Source organism: Pseudomonas sp. SWRI179 (genome assembly GCF_014268705.1).
GTDB classification, from domain to species: Bacteria; Pseudomonadota; Gammaproteobacteria; order Pseudomonadales; family Pseudomonadaceae; genus Aquipseudomonas; species Aquipseudomonas zanjanensis.
The window spans coordinates 216142-238137 of sequence record NZ_JABWRA010000002.1 but is presented as its reverse complement, the minus strand read 5'-3'; the positions used below and the strand labels follow the sequence as shown (position 1 = coordinate 238137).

General features: G+C 61.3%; 16 protein-coding genes. 9 read left to right on the top strand and 7 right to left on the bottom strand.

The features are described 5' to 3' along the window. Positions 1–302: 302 nt before the first annotated feature. The gene (locus HU767_RS02360; protein WP_186706706.1) at positions 303–1067 is read right to left on the bottom strand and encodes an ABC transporter substrate-binding protein; all 765 of its coding nucleotides are present in this window, start codon (positions 1065–1067) and stop codon (positions 303–305) included. Positions 1068–1341: 274 nt separating this feature from the next. Between HU767_RS02360 and HU767_RS02355 the strand changes: the two genes are divergently transcribed. After that, positions 1342–1962, top strand: a complete 621-nt coding sequence (locus HU767_RS02355) for a TetR/AcrR family transcriptional regulator (protein ID WP_186706707.1) — start codon at positions 1342–1344, stop codon at positions 1960–1962. Between the two features lie 114 nt (positions 1963–2076). On the opposite strand, the gene HU767_RS02350 is transcribed toward HU767_RS02355, so the two are convergent. Continuing rightward, positions 2077–3537 (bottom strand): TolC family protein, encoded by a 1461-nt coding sequence (locus HU767_RS02350; RefSeq protein WP_186728396.1) that lies wholly within the window; start codon positions 3535–3537, stop codon positions 2077–2079. Positions 3538–3749: 212 nt separating this feature from the next. On the opposite strand from HU767_RS02350, the gene HU767_RS02345 reads away from it, so the two are divergent. The 8 genes from HU767_RS02345 (at position 3750) to HU767_RS02310 (ending at position 18225) form a co-directional block, all read left to right on the top strand. After that, positions 3750–4859: an efflux RND transporter periplasmic adaptor subunit gene (locus HU767_RS02345; protein ID WP_186728395.1), complete on the top strand. Its 1110-nt coding sequence runs from the start codon at positions 3750–3752 to the stop codon at positions 4857–4859. Then, positions 4856–7936 carry an efflux RND transporter permease subunit gene (locus HU767_RS02340; protein ID WP_186728394.1) on the top strand — a complete coding sequence of 1027 codons (3081 nt, stop codon included), beginning with the start codon at positions 4856–4858 and terminating at the stop codon, positions 7934–7936. Before HU767_RS02345 ends, HU767_RS02340 begins: the two co-directional genes overlap by 4 nt. 46 nt (positions 7937–7982) lie before the next feature. Beyond that, positions 7983–9269 (top strand): beta-ketoacyl-ACP synthase II, encoded by a 1287-nt coding sequence (fabF, locus tag HU767_RS02335; protein WP_186728393.1) that lies wholly within the window; start codon positions 7983–7985, stop codon positions 9267–9269. Positions 9270–10070: 801 nt separating this feature from the next. Then, complete coding sequence (locus HU767_RS02330) at positions 10071–11786, top strand: type I secretion system permease/ATPase (RefSeq protein WP_186706712.1); 1716 nt, start codon at positions 10071–10073, stop codon at positions 11784–11786. Between the two features lie 19 nt (positions 11787–11805). After that, positions 11806–13116 (top strand): HlyD family type I secretion periplasmic adaptor subunit, encoded by a 1311-nt coding sequence (locus HU767_RS02325; RefSeq protein WP_238349397.1) that lies wholly within the window; start codon positions 11806–11808, stop codon positions 13114–13116. Position 13117: 1 nt separating this feature from the next. Further along, positions 13118–14425 carry a TolC family protein gene (locus HU767_RS02320; RefSeq protein WP_186706714.1) on the top strand — a complete coding sequence of 436 codons (1308 nt, stop codon included), beginning with the start codon at positions 13118–13120 and terminating at the stop codon, positions 14423–14425. A 126-nt stretch (positions 14426–14551) separates the two neighbouring features. After that, entirely contained in the window at positions 14552–17173 is a 2622-nt protein-coding gene (locus HU767_RS02315) for a M10 family metallopeptidase (protein WP_186728391.1), read from the top strand. A 218-nt stretch (positions 17174–17391) separates the two neighbouring features. Continuing rightward, entirely contained in the window at positions 17392–18225 is an 834-nt protein-coding gene (locus HU767_RS02310; RefSeq protein WP_186706716.1) for an oxidoreductase, read from the top strand. A 19-nt stretch (positions 18226–18244) separates the two neighbouring features. Here the strand turns inward: HU767_RS02310 and HU767_RS02305 are convergent, their stop codons facing one another. Genes HU767_RS02305 through HU767_RS02285 form a run of 5 tightly spaced genes read right to left on the bottom strand, consistent with a single transcriptional unit; the run spans position 18245 to position 21989 of the window. Next, on the bottom strand, positions 18245–19069 hold the full coding sequence (locus HU767_RS02305) for a DUF4198 domain-containing protein (protein WP_186706717.1): 825 nt from the start codon (positions 19067–19069) through the stop codon (positions 18245–18247). Between the two features lie 8 nt (positions 19070–19077). Then, entirely contained in the window at positions 19078–19368 is a 291-nt protein-coding gene (locus HU767_RS02300; RefSeq protein WP_225917581.1) for a hypothetical protein, read from the bottom strand. A gap of 55 nt (positions 19369–19423) precedes the next feature. Continuing rightward, on the bottom strand, positions 19424–20410 hold the full coding sequence (locus tag HU767_RS02295) for a zinc ABC transporter substrate-binding protein (RefSeq protein ID WP_186706719.1): 987 nt from the start codon (positions 20408–20410) through the stop codon (positions 19424–19426). After that, positions 20407–21312, bottom strand: coding sequence for a metal ABC transporter permease (locus tag HU767_RS02290; protein ID WP_186706720.1), 906 nt, complete (start codon positions 21310–21312; stop codon positions 20407–20409). The genes HU767_RS02295 and HU767_RS02290 overlap by 4 nt, the downstream gene beginning before the upstream one ends. After that, on the bottom strand, positions 21309–21989 hold the full coding sequence (locus HU767_RS02285; protein WP_225917580.1) for a metal ABC transporter ATP-binding protein: 681 nt from the start codon (positions 21987–21989) through the stop codon (positions 21309–21311). Before HU767_RS02285 ends, HU767_RS02290 begins: the two co-directional genes overlap by 4 nt. Positions 21990–21996 lie beyond the last annotated feature (7 nt).

Here is a 21996-nt window from a genome sequence, read left to right as displayed (position 1 = left end):
CAGGCAGATCGCATGCAGCTTATTGGGGCCGCTTCGCGCCCCAGCGGGAGCAAGCTCCCTCGCCACGGGGTTGAGTGCTCGGCATCAGGTCTGGAAACACCCGAGAACCCCTGTGGGAGCCGAGCTTGCTCGCGATGACGGCTGCCCAGCCAACATCACCGCCAACCGACCCACCGCTTTCGCCAGCAGGCTCGCTCCCACATTGGCTTTGGCAAGTCTTGAGTGAGTGGGTTGCCCACGAGCGGGCTTTGCTTTTTTGTGATCAAACTTATTGATGGCCGCCGGGTGAGCTTGACTCAAGCCTAATGCGGCAGATACAGGTCATGGACACGCTTGACGGTCCCATCCGCGCGAAGCGCTTCAACCGCTTCGCGCAAATGCTCGACCATTTCTGGCGAGCATTGCTTCGAACAGGCCAGGTAAAGGTCGGCGCTGCTGCCGACCTTGCTCATGAGCAGTTTGCGCTTGGACACCTTCGGCCAGATGTATCGACTCTCCGGCACGCCGTTGAACCAAGCATCGATACGCCCCATCAACAGCATCTGGGCGGGATTGTCGCCAATGGCCAGCGGGTAGATCTGTTCATCGCTGAAGCCTTCGGTGCGCAGGATATCTTCCTGTGCACTGCCCAGGCCGACGCCGATCTTGCGGTAGGTTTCCTTGGCCTGGGCGAAGCTGCTCACCCGTCGTTCAAGGCTGAAAAAAGCTCGCTCCATGGGCATGATCGAGGCGATCCAGGTGAAACGATCCTCACGGGTGGGGATGCGCGAAAGAGGTGCGATCAGGTGGTCATGTTCTTCACTGACGTGCTTTTGTGCCCGGGCCCAGGGAAGCACATGGACCTTTACCGTGTAGCCAGCCTTGGTCATGGCTGCCACGGCGACATCGCCCACGATGCCGTAACCCCTGGGATCGTTGACGAACGTCAGCGGCGGAGCCTCGAGAATGTGCAGTTCAATTTCCAAGGCTTCAGCGCCAGCGTTGTGCACGACCAGCAACGGTATCAATAGACAAAGCCTGGATAGCGCCTTGGTGGGAACATTCAAAACGCGTTTGCTCAGGCTCATGGTCGATACTTCAGGCGTTGGAAAGTGGGCGCCATTCTACGGGGCGGCGCCGGAAACAGCGTGCTGCAGGCCGTTTTATGTGATGCGGCGCACCCCGAGTGGGTTCGCCACAGTCGTTTTATCAGGACACGCCAGTCTGTTGCGTTGGCCTGACTGCGTGTATCTGAAGGTATAGATCATTGCATCGACAAAAGCCTTTAATCTGGCGCTTTGTGACGATATCCAAGGATGGTCACAAGTTGTCAACGATCTTCAGGATGCGTAAGCTGCCCCCATGAACCAGCCATCCCTACCTTCGCCCAGTACCCGCGGCCCAGTCGATCATGACATTCGCCACCAGATTGTCGCGGCGGCCAATGAGCATTTCAGTCAATACGGTTATGGCAAGACCACGGTGTCCGACCTGGCCAAGGCCATCGGTTTCTCCAAGGCCTACATCTACAAGTTCTTCGACTCCAAGCAGGCGATTGGCGAGGCCATCTGTAGCCAGTGCCTGGCCGAAATCGTCGCGGCGGTGGAGCAGGCCATCAGTGAAGAGGGGCTTTCGGCGACGGAGCGTTTTCGCCGCTTGGTCAAGGCCTTGATCACTACGGGTGTGAACCTGTTTTTCAATGATCGCAAGCTCTATGACATTGCGGCGTTTTCCGCGTCGGAGCGCTGGCCCAGTTCGCAAGTCTATAACGCACGGATCAAGAACTTCGTGCTGCAGATCGTGCGTGAGGGGCGGGAGCTTGGAGAGTTCGAGCGCAAGACGCCATTGGATGAGACCGTCGACGCGATCCATCTGGCGCTGCGGCCGTTCGTCAATCCTTTGCTGTTGCAACACAACCTCGATTACGTCGACGACGCCCCCACGCTTACCTGCAATCTCATCTTGCGTAGCCTCATGCCGTGAGCGTTGGCTGACGGTAACCGCGCATCAGTACCGGCTGTTACGGCTGCGCCTTTCTCTTGAGTGGATCCGCCATTTTGTGACCAATTAAATAGTTGGTCATGAGGGTGGATTCAGTCAGCGAACCGCCACCGGCTGGCCTTCAGCAGGCTGCCAGCCACCACCCAGCGCCCTGAATGCCGCCACCGCGGCCCGTGCCGATTCTGTACGTGCTTGCGCCCGTGCGTCGGAGACCTGCAGCAGCGTCGCGTCGGCATTGAGGACGTCGATCAGGCTGGCGGTGCCTTTTTGATAAGCAATGAACGAAGATTGGCGGGCCTGTGTCAGCGAGGTTTCGCCCTGGGTGAGGGTGTTCGCCTGGGATTCTCGATTCACCAGCGCGGAGAAGGCGTTCTCGACGTCCTCGGTGGCGCGCAGTGCGGATTGGCGATAAGCCGCCAGCGCTTCGGCTTCCTGCCCCTTGGCCTGGTCGATTTGCGCATTGATGCGGCCAAAGTCGAAGAGTCTCCAGCGCAGCCCCAGCGCGCCCGCCGCCTGGCTGGCATCACCGGTGAAAAGGTTGCCGGCGGAAACTGCCGTGGCACTGCCCAGCAACGCACTAAGGGAAAATTTCGGGTAGTACTCGGCGATGGCCTCGCCGATACGCGCATTGGAGGCAGCCAAACGACGCTCGGCCACGATCAGGTCTGGCCGGCGGCGCAATAGATCGGCAGGGGCCCCCATGGTCGTTATCTGTGGCGCCAAAGGGATGCTCCGTCCATTTGCCAACTGCTCGCGATAGGTGCCGGGCGGCGTGCCGAGCATGACATCCAGGGCGTTCATGGCCGCGTCCAGTCCTGTCTGCAGCACGGGCCTCGTCGCCTGGACCTGCGAGAGGGTGCCCTCGACCTGATGAACCTGATAGCTGGCCGCAAGGCCCTTGCTGTAGAGCAGTTGGACTTTCTCCAACAGGTCCTGCTGTGTCTTGACTTGTCGGTTGGCAATGTCCAGCCGCGCCTGCAATCCCCGGGCAGTGATGTAGAGGTCGGCAGTCTGTGCGGCGACGGCCAGGCGTGTGGCCGCGACACCTGCCTCGCTGGCCTGGTACTCGGCCAGCGCCGCTTCGCGTCCGCGGCGCAGGCCGCCAAAGAGGTCCATTTCCCAACTGGCGCCCAGGTTGAGTTCGTAGGCGCTGCCGTAGCGATCGTAGCCAGGTGTCGAGTCCAGCACTTGGCCCAGTGGCGTTTCCACGGATTGATACGCGCGCGCAGCCTGGCCGTTGATGTTTCCAGAGGGCAATAACGCCGCATTGGCAGCCCCCAGGCCGGCCCGCGCCTGGGTGACACGGGCCGATGTCTGCGCCAGGTCCAGGTTCTGCTCGAGCGCCTTGGCAATCAGGTCGCTAAGCACTGGATCGGCAAAACCTTCCCACCATGTGGCCAGGCTGGCCGGCGTCGCTGCGGTCCTTTGTTCGACAGAGGCCTGGCCCAGGTAGCGATGGGCGAGCGCAGTGTCTGGACGTTGATAATCCGGACCGACAGTGCAGCCTGCCATCATGCTGAAGCTCACCAACCAAGCAGCGGGGCGTAGGGGCGACATTGGGATTCCTGGAGTCGTGGATGATTTGTGACCATATTATATTGTGGTCACTTTCTGTCAATGAGCACTCAGGGGGCAAACTTTGTAATGTGACTGGATAAAGGTTACAGGGGAGATTGATTAGGGTGAGAATCGAACAGTGACCATTGACAGTAATGGTCACGAGATTGAGAATGCGGTCTCTCTGTCCTCATTTGCCAAAAAGGGAACCTATGCGCCGGCTCCGACCTGTCACCTTTGTCGCTTGCTTGTTGCCGCTCGTCCTGACGGCGTGTGGCGATTCCTCCACCACCCAAGACCCGCGCACACTTGCCCCGTTGGTGCGGGTCGCCCAAGTTCAGGGTTCGTCCGACGCCACGCGTTCTTTTACTGGCGTGGTGGCCGCTCGTGTCCAAAGTGACCTGGGCTTCCGGGTATCGGGAAAGGTGCTCGAACGTTTGGTCGATACCGGGCAGGCGGTAAAACGCGGTCAGCCGCTCATGCGCCTCGATCCCATCGACCTGGGGTTGCAAGCCCGAGCCCAGCAAGAAGCAGTCGCTGCCGCCCGGGCCCGGGCCAAGCAGACCGCCGATGACGAGGCGCGCTATCGCGATCTGGTCGCCGCAGGCGCTATTTCCGCATCGGGTTACGACCAGATCAAAGCCGCCGCCGACACCGCCAAGGCCCAACTCAGCGCCGCGCAGGCCCAGGCTGACGTCGCCCGGAACGCATCGGGTTATGCGGTGCTGCTCGCCGATGCCGACGGTGTCGTGATGGACACGCTGGCCGAACCCGGGCAAGTCGTCAGCCCCGGGCAAACCGTGGTTCGACTGGCGCGGGCCGGGCAGCGTGAAGCGGTTGTGCAGTTGCCTGAGACCCTGCGACCTGCCGCAGGCGCCACCGCCCAGGCGACGCTTTATGGCGCTAGCACGGGTGCCGTCACCGCAAAGTTGAGGCTGCTGTCGGATTCGGCCGACCGCGTGACCCGCACCTTCGAGGCCCGGTATGTGCTGGAGGGGGCGTTGGCCAATGCACCGCTGGGGGCGACCGTTACGCTGCGCATCGCCGGAGGTTCCGCGCAACGGCAGGCGCTGCAAGTGCCGATAGCGGCCATTTATGATTCGGGAAACGGTACCGGCGTATGGAGCATTGACGGCGAACCGGCGAAAGTCATCTGGCGACCTGTGCAAGTCCTGGGTCTGAGCGACGACGCCGCGCGCGTCTCCGGTGATCTCAACGTGGGCGAGCGCATTGTCGGGCTCGGCGCCCATCTGCTGCGCGAGGGTGAAGAAGTGCGGCTGGCGCAACCGGGTGACGTGAAGGTTGCCGGGGGCCGTCCATGAGCCTCAACCTGTCGGCACTCGCCGTTCGCGAGCGATCCATTACCGTGTTTCTGATTTTCCTGATCGCCGTCGCGGGGACCTTGGCGTTCTTCCAGTTGGGGCGCGCCGAGGACCCACCGTTTACGGTCAAGCAGTTGACCGTCATCACCGCATGGCCGGGCGCAACCGCCCAGGAAATGCAGGACCAGGTCGCCGAGCCGCTTGAAAAACGCTTGCAGGAATTGAAGTGGTACGACCGCACGGAAACCTACACCCGTCCCGGCCTGGCCTTCACCATGGTGTCGCTGGTCGATCGCACGCCACCTTCGCAGGTGCAGGAGGAGTTCTATCAGGCGCGCAAAAAACTCCAGGACGAAGCGCTCAAGTTGCCGGCCGGCGTCATTGGGCCAATGGTCAATGACGAGTTTTCCGATGTGACGTTCGCGCTGTTCGCCCTGAAAGCCAAGGGCGAGCCGCAGCGATTGCTGGTGCGTGATGCCGAAGCGTTGCGCCAGCGCCTGCTGCACGTGGCGGGGGTGAAAAAAGTCAACATCATCGGCGAGCGGGCCGAGCGTATCTTTATTTCCTTCTCCCATGATCGGCTGGCCACCCTGGGCGTCTCGCCCCAGGATATCTTCGCGGCGTTGAACAGTCAGAACGCGCTCACGCCCGCCGGCTCGATCGAAACCAATGGACCGCAGGTCTTCCTTCGGGTCGACGGCGCGTTCGATAAATTGGCGAAAATTCGCGACACGCCCCTGGCGATTCAAGGGCGCACGCTCAAGCTCTCGGATGTGGCGACCGTCGAGCGTGGCTACGAGGATCCAGCCACGTTCCTGGTGCGCAACAACGGTGAAGACGCGCTGTTGCTGGGCGTCGTGATGCGTGAAGGCTGGAACGGCCTGGACCTGGGCAAGGCCCTGGATGCGGAGACGACCAGGATCAACGAAGACATGCCCTTGGGCATGACCCTCACCAAAGTCACCGACCAATCGGTGAACATCGACTCGGCCGTCGGCGAGTTCATGGTCAAATTCTTCGTCGCGTTGCTGGTGGTGATGATCGTCTGCTTTCTCAGCATGGGTTGGCGTGTGGGGGTGGTGGTCGCGGCGGCGGTGCCATTGACGTTGGCCGTGGTGTTCGTGGTCATGGCGGCCACCGGCAAGAATTTTGACCGCATCACACTGGGGTCACTGATCCTGGCGCTCGGGTTGTTGGTGGACGATGCCATCATCGCCATCGAAATGATGGTGGTGAAGATGGAGGAGGGCTATGACCGAATCAAGGCCTCCGCCTATGCCTGGAGCCATACGGCCGCGCCGATGTTGTCCGGTACGTTGGTGACAGCGATCGGATTCATGCCCAACGGTTTCGCCCAATCGACCGCCGGCGAGTACACCAGCAACATGTTCTGGATCGTCGGTATCGCCCTGATCGCGTCCTGGGTGGTGGCGGTAGCGTTCACCCCTTACCTGGGGGTGAAGATGTTGCCGGACATCAAGCAGGTCGAGGGTGGCCACGCAGCCATCTATAACACTCGCCACTACAATCGTTTTCGCCAGGTCCTGACCCGGGTCATCGCGCGCAAATGGTGGGTGGCCGGCACAGTGGTCACGACATTTATCGTGGCGATCCTCGGCATGGGCCTGGTGAAGAAACAGTTCTTCCCGACCTCCGATCGCCCGGAGGTGCTGATCGAAGTGCAAATGCCTTATGGCACTTCCATCGAGCAGACCAGCGCCACCACCGCCAAGGTCGAGGCCTGGTTGCAAAAACAGGACGAGGCGAAAATCGTCACGGCCTACATCGGCCAGGGTGCGCCACGTTTCTACCTGGCGATGGCGCCGGAACTGCCCGATCCGTCGTTCGCCAAGATCGTCGTGTTGACCGACAGCCAGGAAGCGCGCGAGACCCTCAAGTTCCGTCTTCGCGAGGCAGTAGCCGAGGGGCTTGCCCCGGAGGCGCGCATCCGCGTGACGCAACTGGTGTTCGGCCCGTATTCACCGTATCCGGTTGCCTACCGGGTGATGGGGCCGGATCCGTCGAAGTTGCGCGAGATCGCGGCGCAGGTCCAGGGCGTCATGCAGGCGAGCCCGTTGATGCGGACCGTCAATACCGATTGGGGGCCACTGACGCCGACGTTGCATTTCACCCTGGACCAGGACCGCTTGCAGGCGGTAGGCCTGACGTCCAATGCGGTCGCGCAGCAATTGCAGTTCCTGCTGGCAGGGGTGCCGATCACGGCGGTTCGCGAGGACATCCGCTCGGTGCAGGTGGTCGGTCGCGCGGCCGGTGATATTCGCCTCGACCCGGCGAGGATCGAGGGCTTTACCCTGGTGGGTGCGGCGGGTCAGCGTATTCCGCTGTCCCAGGTGGGCGAGGTCGATGTGCGCATGGAGGATCCGATTCTTCGTCGTCGTGACCGCACCCCGACCATGACCGTGCGCGGCGACATTGCCGAAGGCTTGCAGCCACCGGACGTATCGAGCGCGATCATCAAGGCCCTGCAGCCGATCATCGACACCCTGCCGAGCGGCTATCGGATCGAGCAGGCAGGCGCCATCGAGGAGTCGGGCAAGGCCGGCAAGGCGATCGTGCCGCTGGTGCCAATCATGGTGGCCCTGACCCTGCTGATCATCATCGTGCAGGTGCGGTCGATCTCGGCCATGATCATGGTGTTCCTCACCGCGCCCCTGGGCTTGATTGGGGTGGTGCCGACGTTGCTGATCTTCCAGCAGCCGTTCGGGATCAACGCCCTGGTGGGCCTGATCGCGCTCTCGGGCATCCTGATGCGCAACACGCTGATCCTGATCGGGCAGATCCATCACAACAAACAAGAGGGGCTGGAACCCTTCCATGCGGTCATCGAAGCCACGGTGCAACGGGCGCGTCCGGTCCTGCTGACAGCGTTGGCGGCCATCCTGGCCTTTATCCCGCTAACGCACTCGGTGTTCTGGGGCACGTTGGCCTACACGCTGATCGGCGGCACGTTCGTCGGCACCATCATGACGTTGGTGTTCCTGCCGGCGATGTACGCCATCTGGTTCAAGATCCGTCCTGACGCGCCAGCGCACACCCCGGCAGCACCGTTGGCGTAAGCCAGCCATTCAATGAACGTCGACTGAGCAAATGAAGAGGTTTCAAATGATGACTTCCCAAGGGCAAAAACGCATCGTCGTCACTGGCGTGGGCATTGTCGGCCCGCTGGGTTGTGGCGTGGAAGAAGTCTGGCCGCGCTTGCTGGCCGGGCGCTCCGGCATTCGTCTCCTGTCTGGCGATATCACCGAGGGGACGGGCGTGGCCGTGGGCGGCCAGGTGCCGTCGTTGGAAGAAGACCCCATCGCCGGCTACGACCCCGAGCGCATCATCCCCGCCAAGGATCGCAAGAAAATGGATCGCTTCATTGAGTTCGCCCTGGTGGCGGCCGAAGAAGCGTTGCAACAGGCGGGCTGGCAACCGACCGATGCCCACGACCAGGAGCGGACGGCGACGATCATTGCTTCGGGCGTGGGTGGCTTTGGCGCAATTGCCGGTGCGGTCCGCACCACTGATGAGCGAGGTCCGCGCCGATTGTCACCGTTCACGGCGCCGGCCTTTCTCGCCAACATGGCGGCCGGGCACGTGTCCATCCGTCACGGTTTCAAAGGCCCGCTCGGTGCGCCGGTCACCGCCTGTGCGGCGGGGGTGCAGGCCATTGGCGATGCGGCCAGGCTCATCCGCGGCGGCGAGGCGGATGTCGCTGTATGCGGCGGGACGGAAGCCGCGATAGATCGAGTGACCCTGGGGTGTTTTGCCGCCGCTCGCGCGCTATCCACCGGTTTTGCCGAGCGCCCGCAAGAGGCCTCGCGGCCTTTCGATCGAGATCGCGACGGCTTTGTCATGGCCGAGGGGGCAGGGCTGCTGGTGATCGAGTCGCTGGAACACGCCCTTGCCCGCGGCGCCAAGCCGTTGGCGGAGTTGGTGGGTTACGGCACCAGCGCCGATGCCTACCACCTGACTGCCGGCCCGGAAGATGGCGACGGCGCCCGGCGCGCGATGGAGCAGGCGTTGCGCCAGGCCGGGGTCAGCCCCACAGACGTGCAGCATATCAATGCCCATGCGACGTCCACCCAGGTTGGCGACAATGGTGAGCTGGCGGCGATTCGCTCGGTGTTCGGGCGCGGTTCCGATGTGGCGATCACCTCCACCAAGTCGGCCACTGGGCATCTGTTGGGGGCGGCGGGTGGTATCGAGGCTATTTTTACGGTGTTGGCGCTTCGGGACCAGATTGTTCCGCCGACCTTGAACCTGGTTCATCCTGACGAGGGGGCTGCGGGGCTTGATCTGGTTGGTCTTTGTGCCAGGGAGATGCCGATTACCCATGCGCTTTCCAATGGGTTTGGGTTTGGTGGGGTTAATGCCAGCGTGTTGTTTCGTCGTTGGGAGGCGTGAGGGTTTAGGGGAGACTGTGTGTATATCCGTTATTTCGGTCACGGCGGCTTAGGGTTCCGCCCTTACGGCGGGTCACTTTTGGAAGAGCGCCAAAAGTAACCAAAAGCGCTTTGCCCCACCACTCGGTGCCTCGCTAGGGCTCGGCATGCCCTCACTCCGGCATTGCTCCGTGGGCCGCCGCGAAGGGCCATCCATGGGCCCAGCGCGGCTATCCCGGCATCCATGCCGGGATGCCCACTCCACAATGCCTGCGTTCGGCCAGCGTGGTTAACGGGGCGCTCAGATCAAGATCAAGATCAAGATCAAGATCCAAAGCAAGAGCAAGATCCAAAGCAAGAGCAAGATCCAAAGCAAGAGCAAGAGCAAGAGCAAGAGCAAGAGCAAGAGCAAGAGCAAGAGCGGGGTACAGGCAGGCATCTATGTGGCTGGGCTACCGATATCGCGAGCAAGCTTGCTCGGATCGTATTCGCTTTGCTGAAAGGACAAAGCGAATACCAACCAAAAGCGGCTTGAGGGCTTCCCCTCAACCATAGAATCTCCCACAGGACAAACGCAGTCCCATCAAGAACCAGGTCGGCTATCAGGCCGCCTCAGGGAGGACATTGATCTCGGGCGCCCACGCCGCACGGCCTACCCGCCAATTTTCCCTCAAGAACCACACAAGCATGCCGATACAACGCGGTAGATCCGATTGCGCGGGCGCCCTAGCGGGATCCCGCCGAAAGATATCCCAGGCGTTCGCACGCCTATGCCCATGTGATTTTTCAGGTTTGACCAGCATCGGACCTCAGGTGATAAACCATGTCAGCCCGCGCCAGGACCGAACTGGAAGGCGCCCTTGCCGTCTGCAAAGGCAGTTTTCTTTCCGTTGGTTTTTTCAGTTTTTTCGTCAACTTGCTGATGCTCGTTCCGTCGTTCTACATGCTGCAGGTGTATGACCGCGCGGTAGGCAGCGCCAGCGTGTCGACGCTGTTGATGCTGACGCTGATCATGTTGCTGTTGATGATCACCATGGGGGGCTTGGAGTGGGTCCGTTCGCGGATCATGGTACGGATCAGTACGCGTCTGGATACGCTGCTGAGCCAGCGTCTGTTCGATGCCAGTTTCAAGCAGGCGCTCAATACCAGTGGCCTGAATGCCACGGCCCAGCCTTTGAGCGACCTGAACGGCTTACGCCAGTTCCTGACGGGCAACGGCCTGTTCGCGTTTTTCGACGTGCCGTGGATTCCGATCTACCTCGCGGTCATGTTCATGTTCCATCCCTGGTACGGCTGGATGGGAATCGTCAGTGCCGTGTTGCTGGGGGCGCTGGCCTTCGCCAATGAAAAGCTCACCCATGCGCCGCTGCAGGCGGCCAACCGTGAACAGATGGCAGCCACTGCGCTCACCCACAAAAGCTTGCGCAATGCCGAAGTGGTGGAATCCATGGGCATGCTTGCCAGCCTGCGTCAGCACTGGAGCGGGCGAACCCATAAGATTCTTGCCCTGCAAAGCCTGGCCAGCGACCGCGCCGCGACCATGACCTCGGTGTCCAGGACGTTCCGGCAAATCGTTCAGTCGCTGGTGCTGGGCCTGGGCGCCTATTTGGCGATCAATCACGAGATTTCGTCCGGGCTGATGATTGCCGGCTCGATTTTGCTAGGGCGCGCGTTGGCGCCCATCGATCAGTTGATCGGCGTATGGAAAGGCTTCCTGGGCGCCCGTTCGCAATACGCCCGGTTGCACGAATTGCTGCTCAAGGTGGCCGCCGAGCCTGAGCGCATGCCGCTGCCGGCGCCTGAAGGGGCGATTCGCGTCGAGGGCCTCTCGGCAGGGGCCCCGGATGCGCGCAAACCGATTATTCGCGGCGTGAATTTCCAGGTGAGCGCAGGCGAGGTGGTGGGCATCATTGGTCCCAGCGGCGCGGGGAAGTCGACCCTCGCCAGGGCATTGCTGGGCGTTTGGCCGTGCCTGGCTGGCACCGTACGCCTGGACGGTGCGGACATCAGCCAATGGCGTCGGGAGGAGTTGGGCCAGTACATCGGTTATCTGCCCCAGGACATCGAACTCTTCGAAGGCTCGATCAGCCAGAACATTTCCCGCTTTGGCACGGTGAACGCACCGGCCGTGGTCGCCGCCGCGCGCATGGCGGGAGTCCATGAGTTAATTCTGCAACTGCCCGATGGCTACGACACCTTGATCGGTGCCAATGGCGGTGGATTATCCGGCGGCCAGCGACAACGTATCGGCCTGGCCCGCGCCTTGTACGGTGAGCCGCGCCTGGTGGTGCTCGATGAGCCGAACTCCAACCTGGATGATGCCGGCGAAAAAATGCTCGCCGAGGCGCTGCAAAAGCTCAGGCAGAGCAGGGCCACGGTGTTTGTCATTACCCATCGATCCGGGGTGCTGGCGCAGGTGGACAAACTGCTGGTGCTCAATCAAGGCGAACTGAGTCTGTTCGGGCCGCGGGACCAGGTCCTGGCACGCCTGCGAGACGCAACACCCGCGGCCCGCCAGGCTGCCGCGATTCAACCGTAGGAAACGGATGAGCCATTTCATGCAAAACACTCAACACTCATCCGCCGCGTTGCCCATCGATGACAGGCCGATACGCCGCGTCGGCTACCTCATGCTGCTGGTCACCTTTGGCCTGTTCGGTGGCTGGGCGGCGTTGGCCCCGCTCGACAGCTCGGCACTCGCGCCGGGCGTGGTCACGGTCAAAAGTTACCGCAAGACGGTGCAGCATCTGGAAGGTGGCATTGTGCGCGAACTGCGGGTGCACGACGGGGATCTGGTGAAAATCGGTGATGTGTTGTTGGTGCTCGACAATACCCAGGCACGTTCGGAAATGGAAACGACCCGCAGCCAGTTGATCGCCGCGCTCCAATTGCAGGCCCGGTTGGAGGCTGAACGTGACGCGCTGCCCGAACCTGCGGCGGTGCCGACCCTGGACCTCGCGGACCCGCGGGTACAAGAAGCCCGCGACAGTGAAGCGCGAATTTTCCAGACTCGACGGACCTCGTTGCTGGGCGAAATCGGCTTGCAAGAGACGACCATCGGACAAATCGAGGAACAGGTTCGCGGATTCAAGGCCATCATCGCCAGCAAACAGATGCTGGCCGCCTCCTATCAAGAGGAAATAGTCGACTTGCGGGCACTGCTTGCCGAAGGCTACGTGGACAAACAGCGGCTGCGCGAGCAGGAGCGCAGCCTCGCTCGCCTGCAAACCGAAATCGCTGAAAGCCAGTCCGAAATCGCGCAAGCGCGGGTCCATGTCGACGAGGCGAAGTTGAAGATCCTGCAGTTGAAGAAGGCCTTCGCCAGCGAGGTCGCCGGCCTGCTGGGCGATGCGCGGACCAAGGTATACGAATTGCGCGAGCGATTGGCAACCCTGCAGGACCGCGATCAGCGTACCGATATCCTCGCGCCGGAGTCCGGAATGGTCATGGGCATGACCGTCCACACCCTGGGTGCCGTGGTCAGCCCGGGCACCGCGCTGCTGGACATCGTCCCGGCCAACGAGGAGCTGATCGTCGAGGCCCAAGTGTCGCCGATGGACATCGACCGCATTGCCTTGGGCAAGTTGGCGGACATTCGCTTCAGCGCATTCAAGAGCAGCACCACGCCCGTCATCGAGGGACGGTTGGTGCAGATTTCCGCAGACCGCCTGATCAACAAGGACACTGGCGCAGCCTATTACCTGGCACGCGTGGCCCTGACGGACAAAGGGCGCCAGACGCTGGGCAACCTTACCCTGGTGCCGGGCATGCCGGTCGAAGTGCTGGTCAATACGGGCGCGCGGACGCTGTTGCAATATTTGATACAGCCGGCGAGCAACGTGTTCGCGCGTTCGTTGATCGAGGACTGAAATGAAGTGCTTGATCATGATGTGCCTGGCCCTCGTGCCGTTGGGAGTCCTCGCTGACGACACTTATGTCGACCTGTGGCAGTTGCATCAGGAAGCGCAGGGGGCCGATCCGCGCGTCCTGCGGGCACAAGCCCTGACCCGGAGCGGCGAGGGCAAAGAACGCGCAGCCTTTGGCCAATTGCTGCCGCAGCTAAATGCCAGCAGCAGCCTCAACCGCAGTCGGCGCGACGATGACCTGAACCGTATCCAGTACAACGGCAAGCGCATGGCCGTGGTGCTCAACCAGGTGATCTATGACCCGCAGGTCTGGCGCAGTTACCAGAAGTACATCGAGTTGACCCGGCAGAGTGGCTATGAGTCCGACGATACCCGGGTGCAGGCCAGCATTGATCTGTCCGAGCGCTACTTCGCCGTGCTTGCGGCGGAAGACGAATTGTCGCTGGTGCGCAGCGAACTGGAGGCGACCGAACGTAACCTCAAGCGCGTCAAGGCCTTGTACGCCCGGCAGATGGCGATGGTCACCGACGCATTGGATCTTGAAGCGCGGGTGGACGCGCTCAAGGCTGACGAGATCGAAGCCAGCAACAAGGTCCTGGTCAGTCGTGAGGCCATCTCTGAACTGGTGGGGCGCGATGTCAGCGAGCGATTCAAGCGCATTGGCGACAATCCAGCCTTCAGTCTGCCGGCGCAAGCACAAGACGATTGGGTGCAGGCGGCGCTGGACAGCAACCCGGCGCTGCACGCCCGCGAGCACAGTGTCCGCGCCGCCGAGGCGGCCATCGCTGAAAACAAGGCGGGGCATCTGCCTCGGCTGGGGCTGAACTTGACGGCGCAACGCAGCGACATCGGCTATGAAGGCGCCGTGACGCCGCGCTCGGACAACCTCGTTGCTTCCCTGGACTTGCAAATGCCGCTCTACAGCGGCGGTTCTACCCGTGCACGGGTATCGAGTTCCGAAAGTGACAAGGAAGTCGCCCAGCAAGAACTGGAAGCCTTGCGACGCCAGGTCATCAAGGAAACCCGCACGGCTTATCTTGGCATGACGGCCGAACTCAGTCGGATCAAGGCAACGCGTCGCGCGCTGGAATCGGCTGGAAAGTCACGGATAGCCACGGAAAAAGCCTTCGGCTACGGCGTCAAGAATGCGGTCGATGTGCTCGATAGCATCAAGGAAGAGTTTCGTGCACGGCGTGATTTCTATCAGTCCCAATACAAGTTCGTGACCAGTTTGCTGGTATTGCATCGCTGGAGCGGGCGATTGGGAGATGGAGATATTCGCCGGGCCAATGAGTGGTTGGTTGCGCCATAGTTCAGTGGATTCAAGATATAAAAGATGGCTAAGCAATATCACTTTTGCTGTTTCTAATGCAAAATACCCCCTTTTTTGTAGCGGCCACATTTCGGAAGGCCGCAGATTGCTCACAGGAGACTTCACATGCCCACTCCGGTTGGTTATTCATACACTTCGTCGGCAACGCTGACCGGCAATGCACAAGTCGACAGCTTGCTGGTTGGTACCTACTGGATGGGCAACACCTGGAGCACCGGTACGTTCACCACACCCCTGACGTACAGTTTCATGACTGAGACTTCGCGTTTTGTTCGCTCCTACAGCAGTGACAATGAGTATGAGGCCAGCTACGTCCTGACGTCAGCCCAGCAAAACGGCATTACCAGTGCGCTCGGCATGTGGGGTTCGATCGCCAACATCAAATTCACCCAGGTCAGCGAATCCTACACTGCGGTAGGCGACCTGCGGTTCGGTGGCTATCTGAATATGGATAGCGACACCGCAGCCTGGGGCTATTTTCCCGCCGATACGCCCAGCGGCGGTGATGTCTGGCTCGGGCCAGTGACGAATAACCCGGCCCCGGACAAGGGCACCTACGACTATCTGGTTTTCATGCATGAGATCGGCCATGCACTTGGTCTCAAGCATCCGTTCTCCCAAAGTCTGTCAAACACCACGGTGCTTGCAGATCAGTTCGATGACGTTCGCAATACCATCATGAGTTACAACACCTCGTATTCCTATGAGCCCACCACCCCCATGGTGCTGGATATTGCCGCCATCCAAAGTCTCTATGGGGCCAACACTCAATGGCAGACCGGCAATAACACGTATCGCTGGGAGTCCGGCCAATCGGTTTTCGAGACGATCTGGGACGCCGGCGGCGTTGACACGATCGATGCGAGCAACCAGTTGGCAGCAGTCCGTATCAACTTGAATGAAGGCCAGTTCAGCAAGATCGGCCAAGCGTTTCTGAACCTCGACACCCAGACGGCCTTCAATGAAGGACTGGCGATCGCCTACGGTGCCAAAATTGAAAACGCATTCGGCTCGGCCAATGGCGACACACTGATCGGCAATGCATTGGCCAATGTCCTGAACGGTCGCGCCGGTGAGGATACGATGATCGGTGGGGCTGGCAACGACACTTATGTCATCGATAGCATCGGTGACAAGGTGCAGGAAAGCAGCACCTTGGCCAGCGAAATCGATGCTGTCATTTCGTCCGTCAGTTACGTCCTGGGTGCCAACCTCGAGACGTTGAGGCTTGGCGCAAGCGCCAATATCAACGGCACGGGTAACGCCTTGAACAATCGCATCGACGGTAACGCCGGTGCCAATACACTGGATGGCGGCAGCGGTATCGATAACTTGATGGGGGGGGCGGGCAATGACACTTACGTGGTCGACAACCTCAAGGATGTCGTCAGCGAAACCAGCGCCCTGGCAAGCGAAATCGACACCGTGCGTTCTTCGGTAGGCTGGACGCTGGGCGCCAACCTGGAAAACCTGATCCTGGCCGGTTCCGCGTCCATTAACGGCAGTGGCAATGCCCTGAACAACGTGCTGACTGGCAACGCCGGCAACAACGTGCTGAACGGTGGAGCCGGGTGGGACACACTGATCGGTGGCGCGGGCAACGACACCTATGTGGTCAACGACCTCAGGGATATTGTCAGCGAAACCAGCACCCTGGCCGGTGAAATCGATACCGTGCGCTCCTCACAGAAGTGGAGCCTGGGCGCCAATCTGGAGAACCTCACGCTGACCGGCAGCGCTCACCTCAAAGGCGGTGGTAACGCCCTGAACAACGTGCTGATCGGCAACGCCGGCAACAATGAGCTGATCGGTTGGGCAGGCAGCGACACGTTGGACGGCGGCAGCGGCATCGACACGCTTGTTGGCGGTACCGGCAACGACACCTATGTGGTCGACGACCTCAAGGATATTGTCAGCGAAACCAGCACCCTGGCCGGTGAAATCGATACCGTGCGCTCCTCACAGAAATGGAGCCTCGGCGCCAATCTGGAGAACCTCACGCTGACCGGCAGCGCTCACCTCAAAGGCGGCGGTAACGCCCTGGACAACGTACTGATTGGCAACGCCGGCAACAACGAGCTGAGCGGCTGGGCGGGCAGCGACACGTTGGACGGCGGCAGCGGTATCGACACACTTGTTGGCGGTACCGGCAACGACACCTATGTGGTCGATAACCTCGAGGATATCGTTAGCGAAACCAGCACCCTGGCCGGTGAAATCGATACCGTGCACTCCTCACAGAAGTGGAGCCTGGGCGCCAATCTGGAGAACCTTACCTTGACCGGTAGCGCTCACCTCAAAGGCGGCGGTAATGCCCTGGACAACGTGCTGATCGGTAACGACGGCAACAACGTGCTGAGCGGTTGGGCGGGCAACGACATGTTGAGCGGCGGCCTGGGAACTGACAGCCTCACCGGCGGAACCGGAAGCGACCGTTTTGTCTTTAATACGCTGGGTGAGCTGGGCATAGGGAGTTTGCGTGATACCGTTTCCGACTTCAGCAGCCTGCAGGGCGACAAGCTGGACCTGTCGAAACTCGATGCCAATCTCCTGACCGCGTTTGCCGACACGTTCAGCTTCATCGATTCCAATGGCTTCACCGCAGCAGGGCAACTGCGCTTCGTCGACCAGGTGCTGTACGGCAACATCAATGGTGATTTGGCGGCGGATTTTGAAATCCAGCTGACGGGCGTCAACACGCTTAATGCCAACGATCTGATCGCTTGATGAAGCGGTTTCGGGCCCTGTGAAAAAGAGGGCCCTTGATCACTGAGTGCGGCGCTTGGCCTTATTGATGTCGATCGGCATCAAAATCATTGACTGCTACGATTATGATCATCATCATAACCCTGCCAGTCAATGAAGCGCGCTGATGTCGGATCCTTGGACAACCACAGTTGCGATCTTCTGACCGGATAACCTCGATAACCGGAAGGAAACTCATGATGATCAATAAACCCGTGGCGTTGGTGACTGGCGCTTCATCCGGCATCGGAGAAGCCATCGCCCATAAGCTCGTTGCGGCAGGCTACAACGTCTATGGCACCAGCCGGCGAGGCGCGCGTGCCGGCCACCAGGGCTTTCCACTGCTGATGCTGGACGTCACCGACGATGCCAGCGTCGAAGCGGCCATCCAGGAGCTGTTTCGATTGGAGGGGCGGATCGATCTGCTAGTCAACAACGCCGGCTTTGGCATTGCGCCCGCAGCGGCGGAAGAGAGCTCAATCGAGCAGGCCAAGGCCCTTTTCGATACCAACTTCCTCGGCATCGTACGCACGACTCGTGCGGTGGTGCCGCATATGCGACGCCAGGGTGTTGGACGCATCATCAACATTGGCTCCATCCTCGGCGTCGTGCCTGTTCCTTATGCCGCGCTCTATTCGGCCAGCAAGCACGCGGTGGAAGGTTATTCCCAGGCGCTGGATCACGAGTTGCGTACACACGGCATCAGGGTCACGGTGGTCGAGCCCGGCTATACCAAGACCCAATTCGAGAACAACAACCTCCAGCCCGACGCCAAGCTCGACGTGTACGCGGACATTCGGATAAAAGTGACCAAAGTGGTGAACCAGGCCATGGCGACCGCCGACGGTCCCGACGTGGTGGCCGATGTGGTGCTCCAGGTCGCGCGCGCCGCACGGCCGAAGTTGCGCTATACCGCTGGCAAGGCGGCCGGTCAGTTGCAGTTCCTGCGCAGCTTTGCTCCGGCGCGCTTGCTGGATTCGGGTATCCGCAAGGCGCTGCAGCTCGAAACCAAATGGCCGTCCCAGGCACACTGAGGCCCCTGAGCGGGCCTGGTCACTTCATGTCCCTGGCCTGCACCCACAGCACTGCGTCTTGCGACAGGGGTTTGCCCTTGTGGGTTTTCGTCGCGCCGATGTCGAGCGCCGCAATGCCCCACCAGCCGGCCCGGGGCAGGCCAATGGTCACGATGCCTTGGGCGTCCGAGTATGTGCTGTGGGCTTTGAATGAAGCCTGGGGCGCCATGACATAGTCTTGCTGGCCAAAGGCGTTTTTCTCGAGATCAACGGAATGGTTGACGTACTCGATTTCGACTTCGGCGAACGGCACAGGCTTGCCGTCGGCGAGCACCACGGCGCGGAACACACCGCCCGTCCAGTTGGCGTAAGGCTTGTTCAATGGCTGGATCTCAACCGGCAGCCCTTGTGGTTCTGCCCAGTTACTGGGGACGCCGCCGACGTTCACGATCAATTTGGTGAACTGTTGGATGTACACGTCTTCCTCGGTTTCCAGGTAGGGCTCGGGTTCGAGTACGAAGATATGGTCACCCAGTGAACGCACCACCTCTCGCGGAATCGAGGCACGATAGGCCGTCGTTCGGTTGTCGCGACTCTGCCACTCGACGGGGCGCAAGTACTGGCGCAGGTCGATTTTTTCCGCGCCGTGGGCGCTGGTGTGGCTAAAGGACCGAGGTGCACCCATGTCCATGGTGGGGCCGCCCGAGAACGGATGAGTGAACACCAGCGCGAACTCGAGTTTTTCCGCGCGCTGCAGTGCCGTTTCTTCGAGGTAGAGCATCTGGAAATGGGCCTGGGCAGCGCCGGTCAAGCCAGTGAATGTCGTAGCGGCCAGGGCTTGGAGCAGTTTTCGTTTGAACGTCATGGTCGTTTTTACCTTGAAATGTCGGAAGACTGAATCGTGATTTCATGGCCGGCTCCGCCGAGGAATACCACCGAGTAATTCCCGGCGGGGGGCTGGAAGGTATAGGTGTTGTCCTTGTCGATCTCACCTTGGAGCAACACCTTGTTGCTCGGGTCCTGGACATGGATTTGTCTTCCGACGGCCGAACTGCCATCGGTGAAGCCGGCCTCGCACGCCACCCGGCCATCGCCCTTGATATAGCAATCGAAGACGGGGCCGTGGGCGAAGGCTGCGTGGCAGACCAGTAGAGCGCCTGCCATCGGTATCCGCAGTGCTGAATCCATGAGTTTCATAACGTCTCGCCGTCAAGATCGATCATTGGGGAGGCGACTGACCGTCGCCCTTCGTGTTGTCGTTGCCAGTCTCGGCGAAGGCCGCCAGCAAGGCTTCCAGGTTCGAGCCCAGGAGTGCTTCGTACCCGTTGGCCGTGTCGGCGAGCATTCCCGGGTTGCCCGTATCGAGTATCAGCAGCCGTGCCCCGCCGTCCTCGATGGCCTTGGCAATCCTGGCTTCCGGTGCCCATTTGTGGACCACCACGTGGATGTCACGCTCGCGCAGGTATTGGGTCAGTGCGGCGCGGTCGGTGTCGCTCCAGTCGATGTCCTGTCGAACGAACCAACCGTCGACAAAGACGCCGAACTCGCCGAACAGGTAGATGAACTCATTGGCCAGCGACAGCACGCGCAGATCCGGTACCGCCGTCAGCCGGGCACCGTAGTCGGCCTTGAGCCGGCGCAAACGACTTTCGAGCGCGGCGAGGTTGTGTTCTATGCGCGGCGCATCGGCAGGGGCCAGGCGTGCCAGGTCGGCGGCGATCAACGCCGACATGCGCATGGCATTGACGGGGCCGAGCCAGGCGTACGGCGATGAGCCCTGATCCACATCGCTCGCGGCGGCCCAGGGCACGTCGTTCGCTGGCGCACGGGTCGCAGCCACGCCGGGCTTGATGCTGTCCCATGAGCGCGAGGCATCGATCTCGGCGATCCGCAGGTTGTGGCGGCGTGCTGTCGCGTACAGCGGGTCCGCGCGCCAGAGACTGCTGAGGGTGACCACGGCTTCGGCCTGTTGGAACATCGCAGCGTCGAGGCGCGACAACGCGTTGGCCTGGCTTTCCATGGGCACGGCCACGTCCACCGGAACGCGGACGACCTCCAGGGTCGTGCCGGCGCTAAGTGCGGATGTGAGCGCATAGACGGCAGGCAATGCGACCAGCACTTGCTGCCTGCCGGTATCGGCAAAGGCCGAACACGAGAGGCCCAGCAGCAGCGCCAACCAGGACCTGTATAACCCCTTCCTGTTCATACGCTGGCCCCCCTGAACCGGGACGTAGTGGCGCGCATGACGGTGGTGGCGACGAACACCAGGGCGGCAACTATCACGATGGCGCCGCCCGTCGGTACGGGAATGTGGAATTGCATCGGCGCCAGGATGCCCACCACGCAGGAGAAGGTCGCAATCAGAATGGCGCGCGCGACCAGCCCCGGCAGCGAACGGCTGATGTTGCGTGCTGCCGCGGCCGGTATGAGCAACAGGGCTTCGACGAGTACGGCACCAATGATTTTCAGGCAAGCGACCGTCACCAGGGTGACCAGCACGACAAACACATACTCGACGCTTCGCACCGGCACGCCGCGGGCGTGGGCCAGGCTTGGGTTGAGGCTGGCCAACAGCATGCCGTTGTACAGCGGCAACCCCAGCAGCGCACACAGTGCCGTGACGCCAAGCAGCACATTCATGTCGATGTGGTCCACCGCGAGGATGGAACCAAACAGCACGCTTTCCATCACGTGGGTGTTGATCTTGGCCGAGACGAACAGCAGCAGTGAGGCCCCGACCGCCAGGGAGATGGACAGGAACACGCCGATCAGCGTGTCATTGGCCAGCGTGGTGCGATGCTGCGTGTACTTCAACGTCAGGGCAAACAGCAAGCAGAAGCCGAACATCGAGAAGTAGGGGGATGTATAGGCTTCGCCGATCAGCACGCCAATGGCGACACCGGTCATCGCCGCATTGCCGACGGACTGACTGAAGAACGCCATGCGCTTGATCATCACCATCGACCCCAGCACGCCCAGCAGCGGGCCGATCAGCACCGCGCAGAGCAGTGCATTGATCACGAACTCGTACTCGAACGGCTGCGGCAGCAGGCCACTGGCGGCGAGCGCCTGCAGGTGGTTGCGAATGAAGTCGTACAGGGCGTTCATTGGCTCCCCTCCAGCGAATACGCGATCTGGTCGGGTGCACCATGGAACAGCACTCGCCGGTTGATGACGGTCACCGATTGGGCGATGCGCCGGACCTGTTCCAGGTCATGGTTGATCCACAGGATGGTGACGCCTCGACCGTGCAACTCGGCCACCAGCGCCTCCACCAGATGCACGCCGGGTTCGTCGATGCCAGCGGTCGGTTCGTCGAGGATCAACAGCCAGGGCGCCGGGCTGATCGCCTGGGCCAGCAGCACGCGCTGGCGCTGGCCACCGGACAGGCTGCCAAAGGGCTTGGCGCCCATGCCTGCCACGCCGGTACGCGCCAAGGCCTCGGCATGGGTCGCCTTGGCGGATCGGTTCGAGCCCAGGAAGGCCGGCCGGCGTTGGCCGAGCAGGGCCATGAGATCGTTGACCGTTATCGGCACGTTGCGGTCGAGGTCCGGCAATTGCGGGACATAGCCCATGGGTGTCGTCACCTCCCCCTCGAAGCGGACCGTTCCCGTATGCGGCATCTGGCCCAGCAGCGTGCGCACCAGTGACGTCTTGCCGCCGCCGTTGGGGCCGACAAGGCAGTGCAGGGCACCGGCTTCCACCCGAAAACTGACGTCGTCGAGCACTTGCGTACCGCCCAGTTGCAGGCAGATGTTATCGAACACGATGGCGGGACCGCGCATGACCTGT

Bases quoted from the DNA above. Each gene is read 5' to 3' on its own strand.
- HU767_RS02360 (WP_186706706.1), bottom strand. From the start codon at position 1,067: ATGAGCCTGAGCAAACGCGTTTTGAATGTTCCCACCAAGGCGCTATCC.
- HU767_RS02355 (WP_186706707.1), top strand. From the start codon at position 1,342: ATGAACCAGCCATCCCTACCTTCGCCCAGTACCCGCGGCCCAGTCGAT.
- HU767_RS02350 (WP_186728396.1), bottom strand. From the start codon at position 3,537: ATGTCGCCCCTACGCCCCGCTGCTTGGTTGGTGAGCTTCAGCATGATG.
- HU767_RS02345 (WP_186728395.1), top strand. From the start codon at position 3,750: ATGCGCCGGCTCCGACCTGTCACCTTTGTCGCTTGCTTGTTGCCGCTC.
- HU767_RS02340 (WP_186728394.1), top strand. From the start codon at position 4,856: ATGAGCCTCAACCTGTCGGCACTCGCCGTTCGCGAGCGATCCATTACC.
- fabF (WP_186728393.1), top strand. From the start codon at position 7,983: ATGATGACTTCCCAAGGGCAAAAACGCATCGTCGTCACTGGCGTGGGC.
- HU767_RS02330 (WP_186706712.1), top strand. From the start codon at position 10,071: ATGTCAGCCCGCGCCAGGACCGAACTGGAAGGCGCCCTTGCCGTCTGC.
- HU767_RS02325 (WP_238349397.1), top strand. From the start codon at position 11,806: ATGCAAAACACTCAACACTCATCCGCCGCGTTGCCCATCGATGACAGG.
- HU767_RS02320 (WP_186706714.1), top strand. From the start codon at position 13,118: ATGAAGTGCTTGATCATGATGTGCCTGGCCCTCGTGCCGTTGGGAGTC.
- HU767_RS02315 (WP_186728391.1), top strand. From the start codon at position 14,552: ATGCCCACTCCGGTTGGTTATTCATACACTTCGTCGGCAACGCTGACC.
- HU767_RS02310 (WP_186706716.1), top strand. From the start codon at position 17,392: ATGATCAATAAACCCGTGGCGTTGGTGACTGGCGCTTCATCCGGCATC.
- HU767_RS02305 (WP_186706717.1), bottom strand. From the start codon at position 19,069: ATGACGTTCAAACGAAAACTGCTCCAAGCCCTGGCCGCTACGACATTC.
- HU767_RS02300 (WP_225917581.1), bottom strand. From the start codon at position 19,368: ATGGCAGGCGCTCTACTGGTCTGCCACGCAGCCTTCGCCCACGGCCCC.
- HU767_RS02295 (WP_186706719.1), bottom strand. From the start codon at position 20,410: ATGAACAGGAAGGGGTTATACAGGTCCTGGTTGGCGCTGCTGCTGGGC.
- HU767_RS02290 (WP_186706720.1), bottom strand. From the start codon at position 21,312: ATGAACGCCCTGTACGACTTCATTCGCAACCACCTGCAGGCGCTCGCC.
- HU767_RS02285 (WP_225917580.1), bottom strand. From the start codon at position 21,989: ATGCGCGGTCCCGCCATCGTGTTCGATAACATCTGCCTGCAACTGGGC.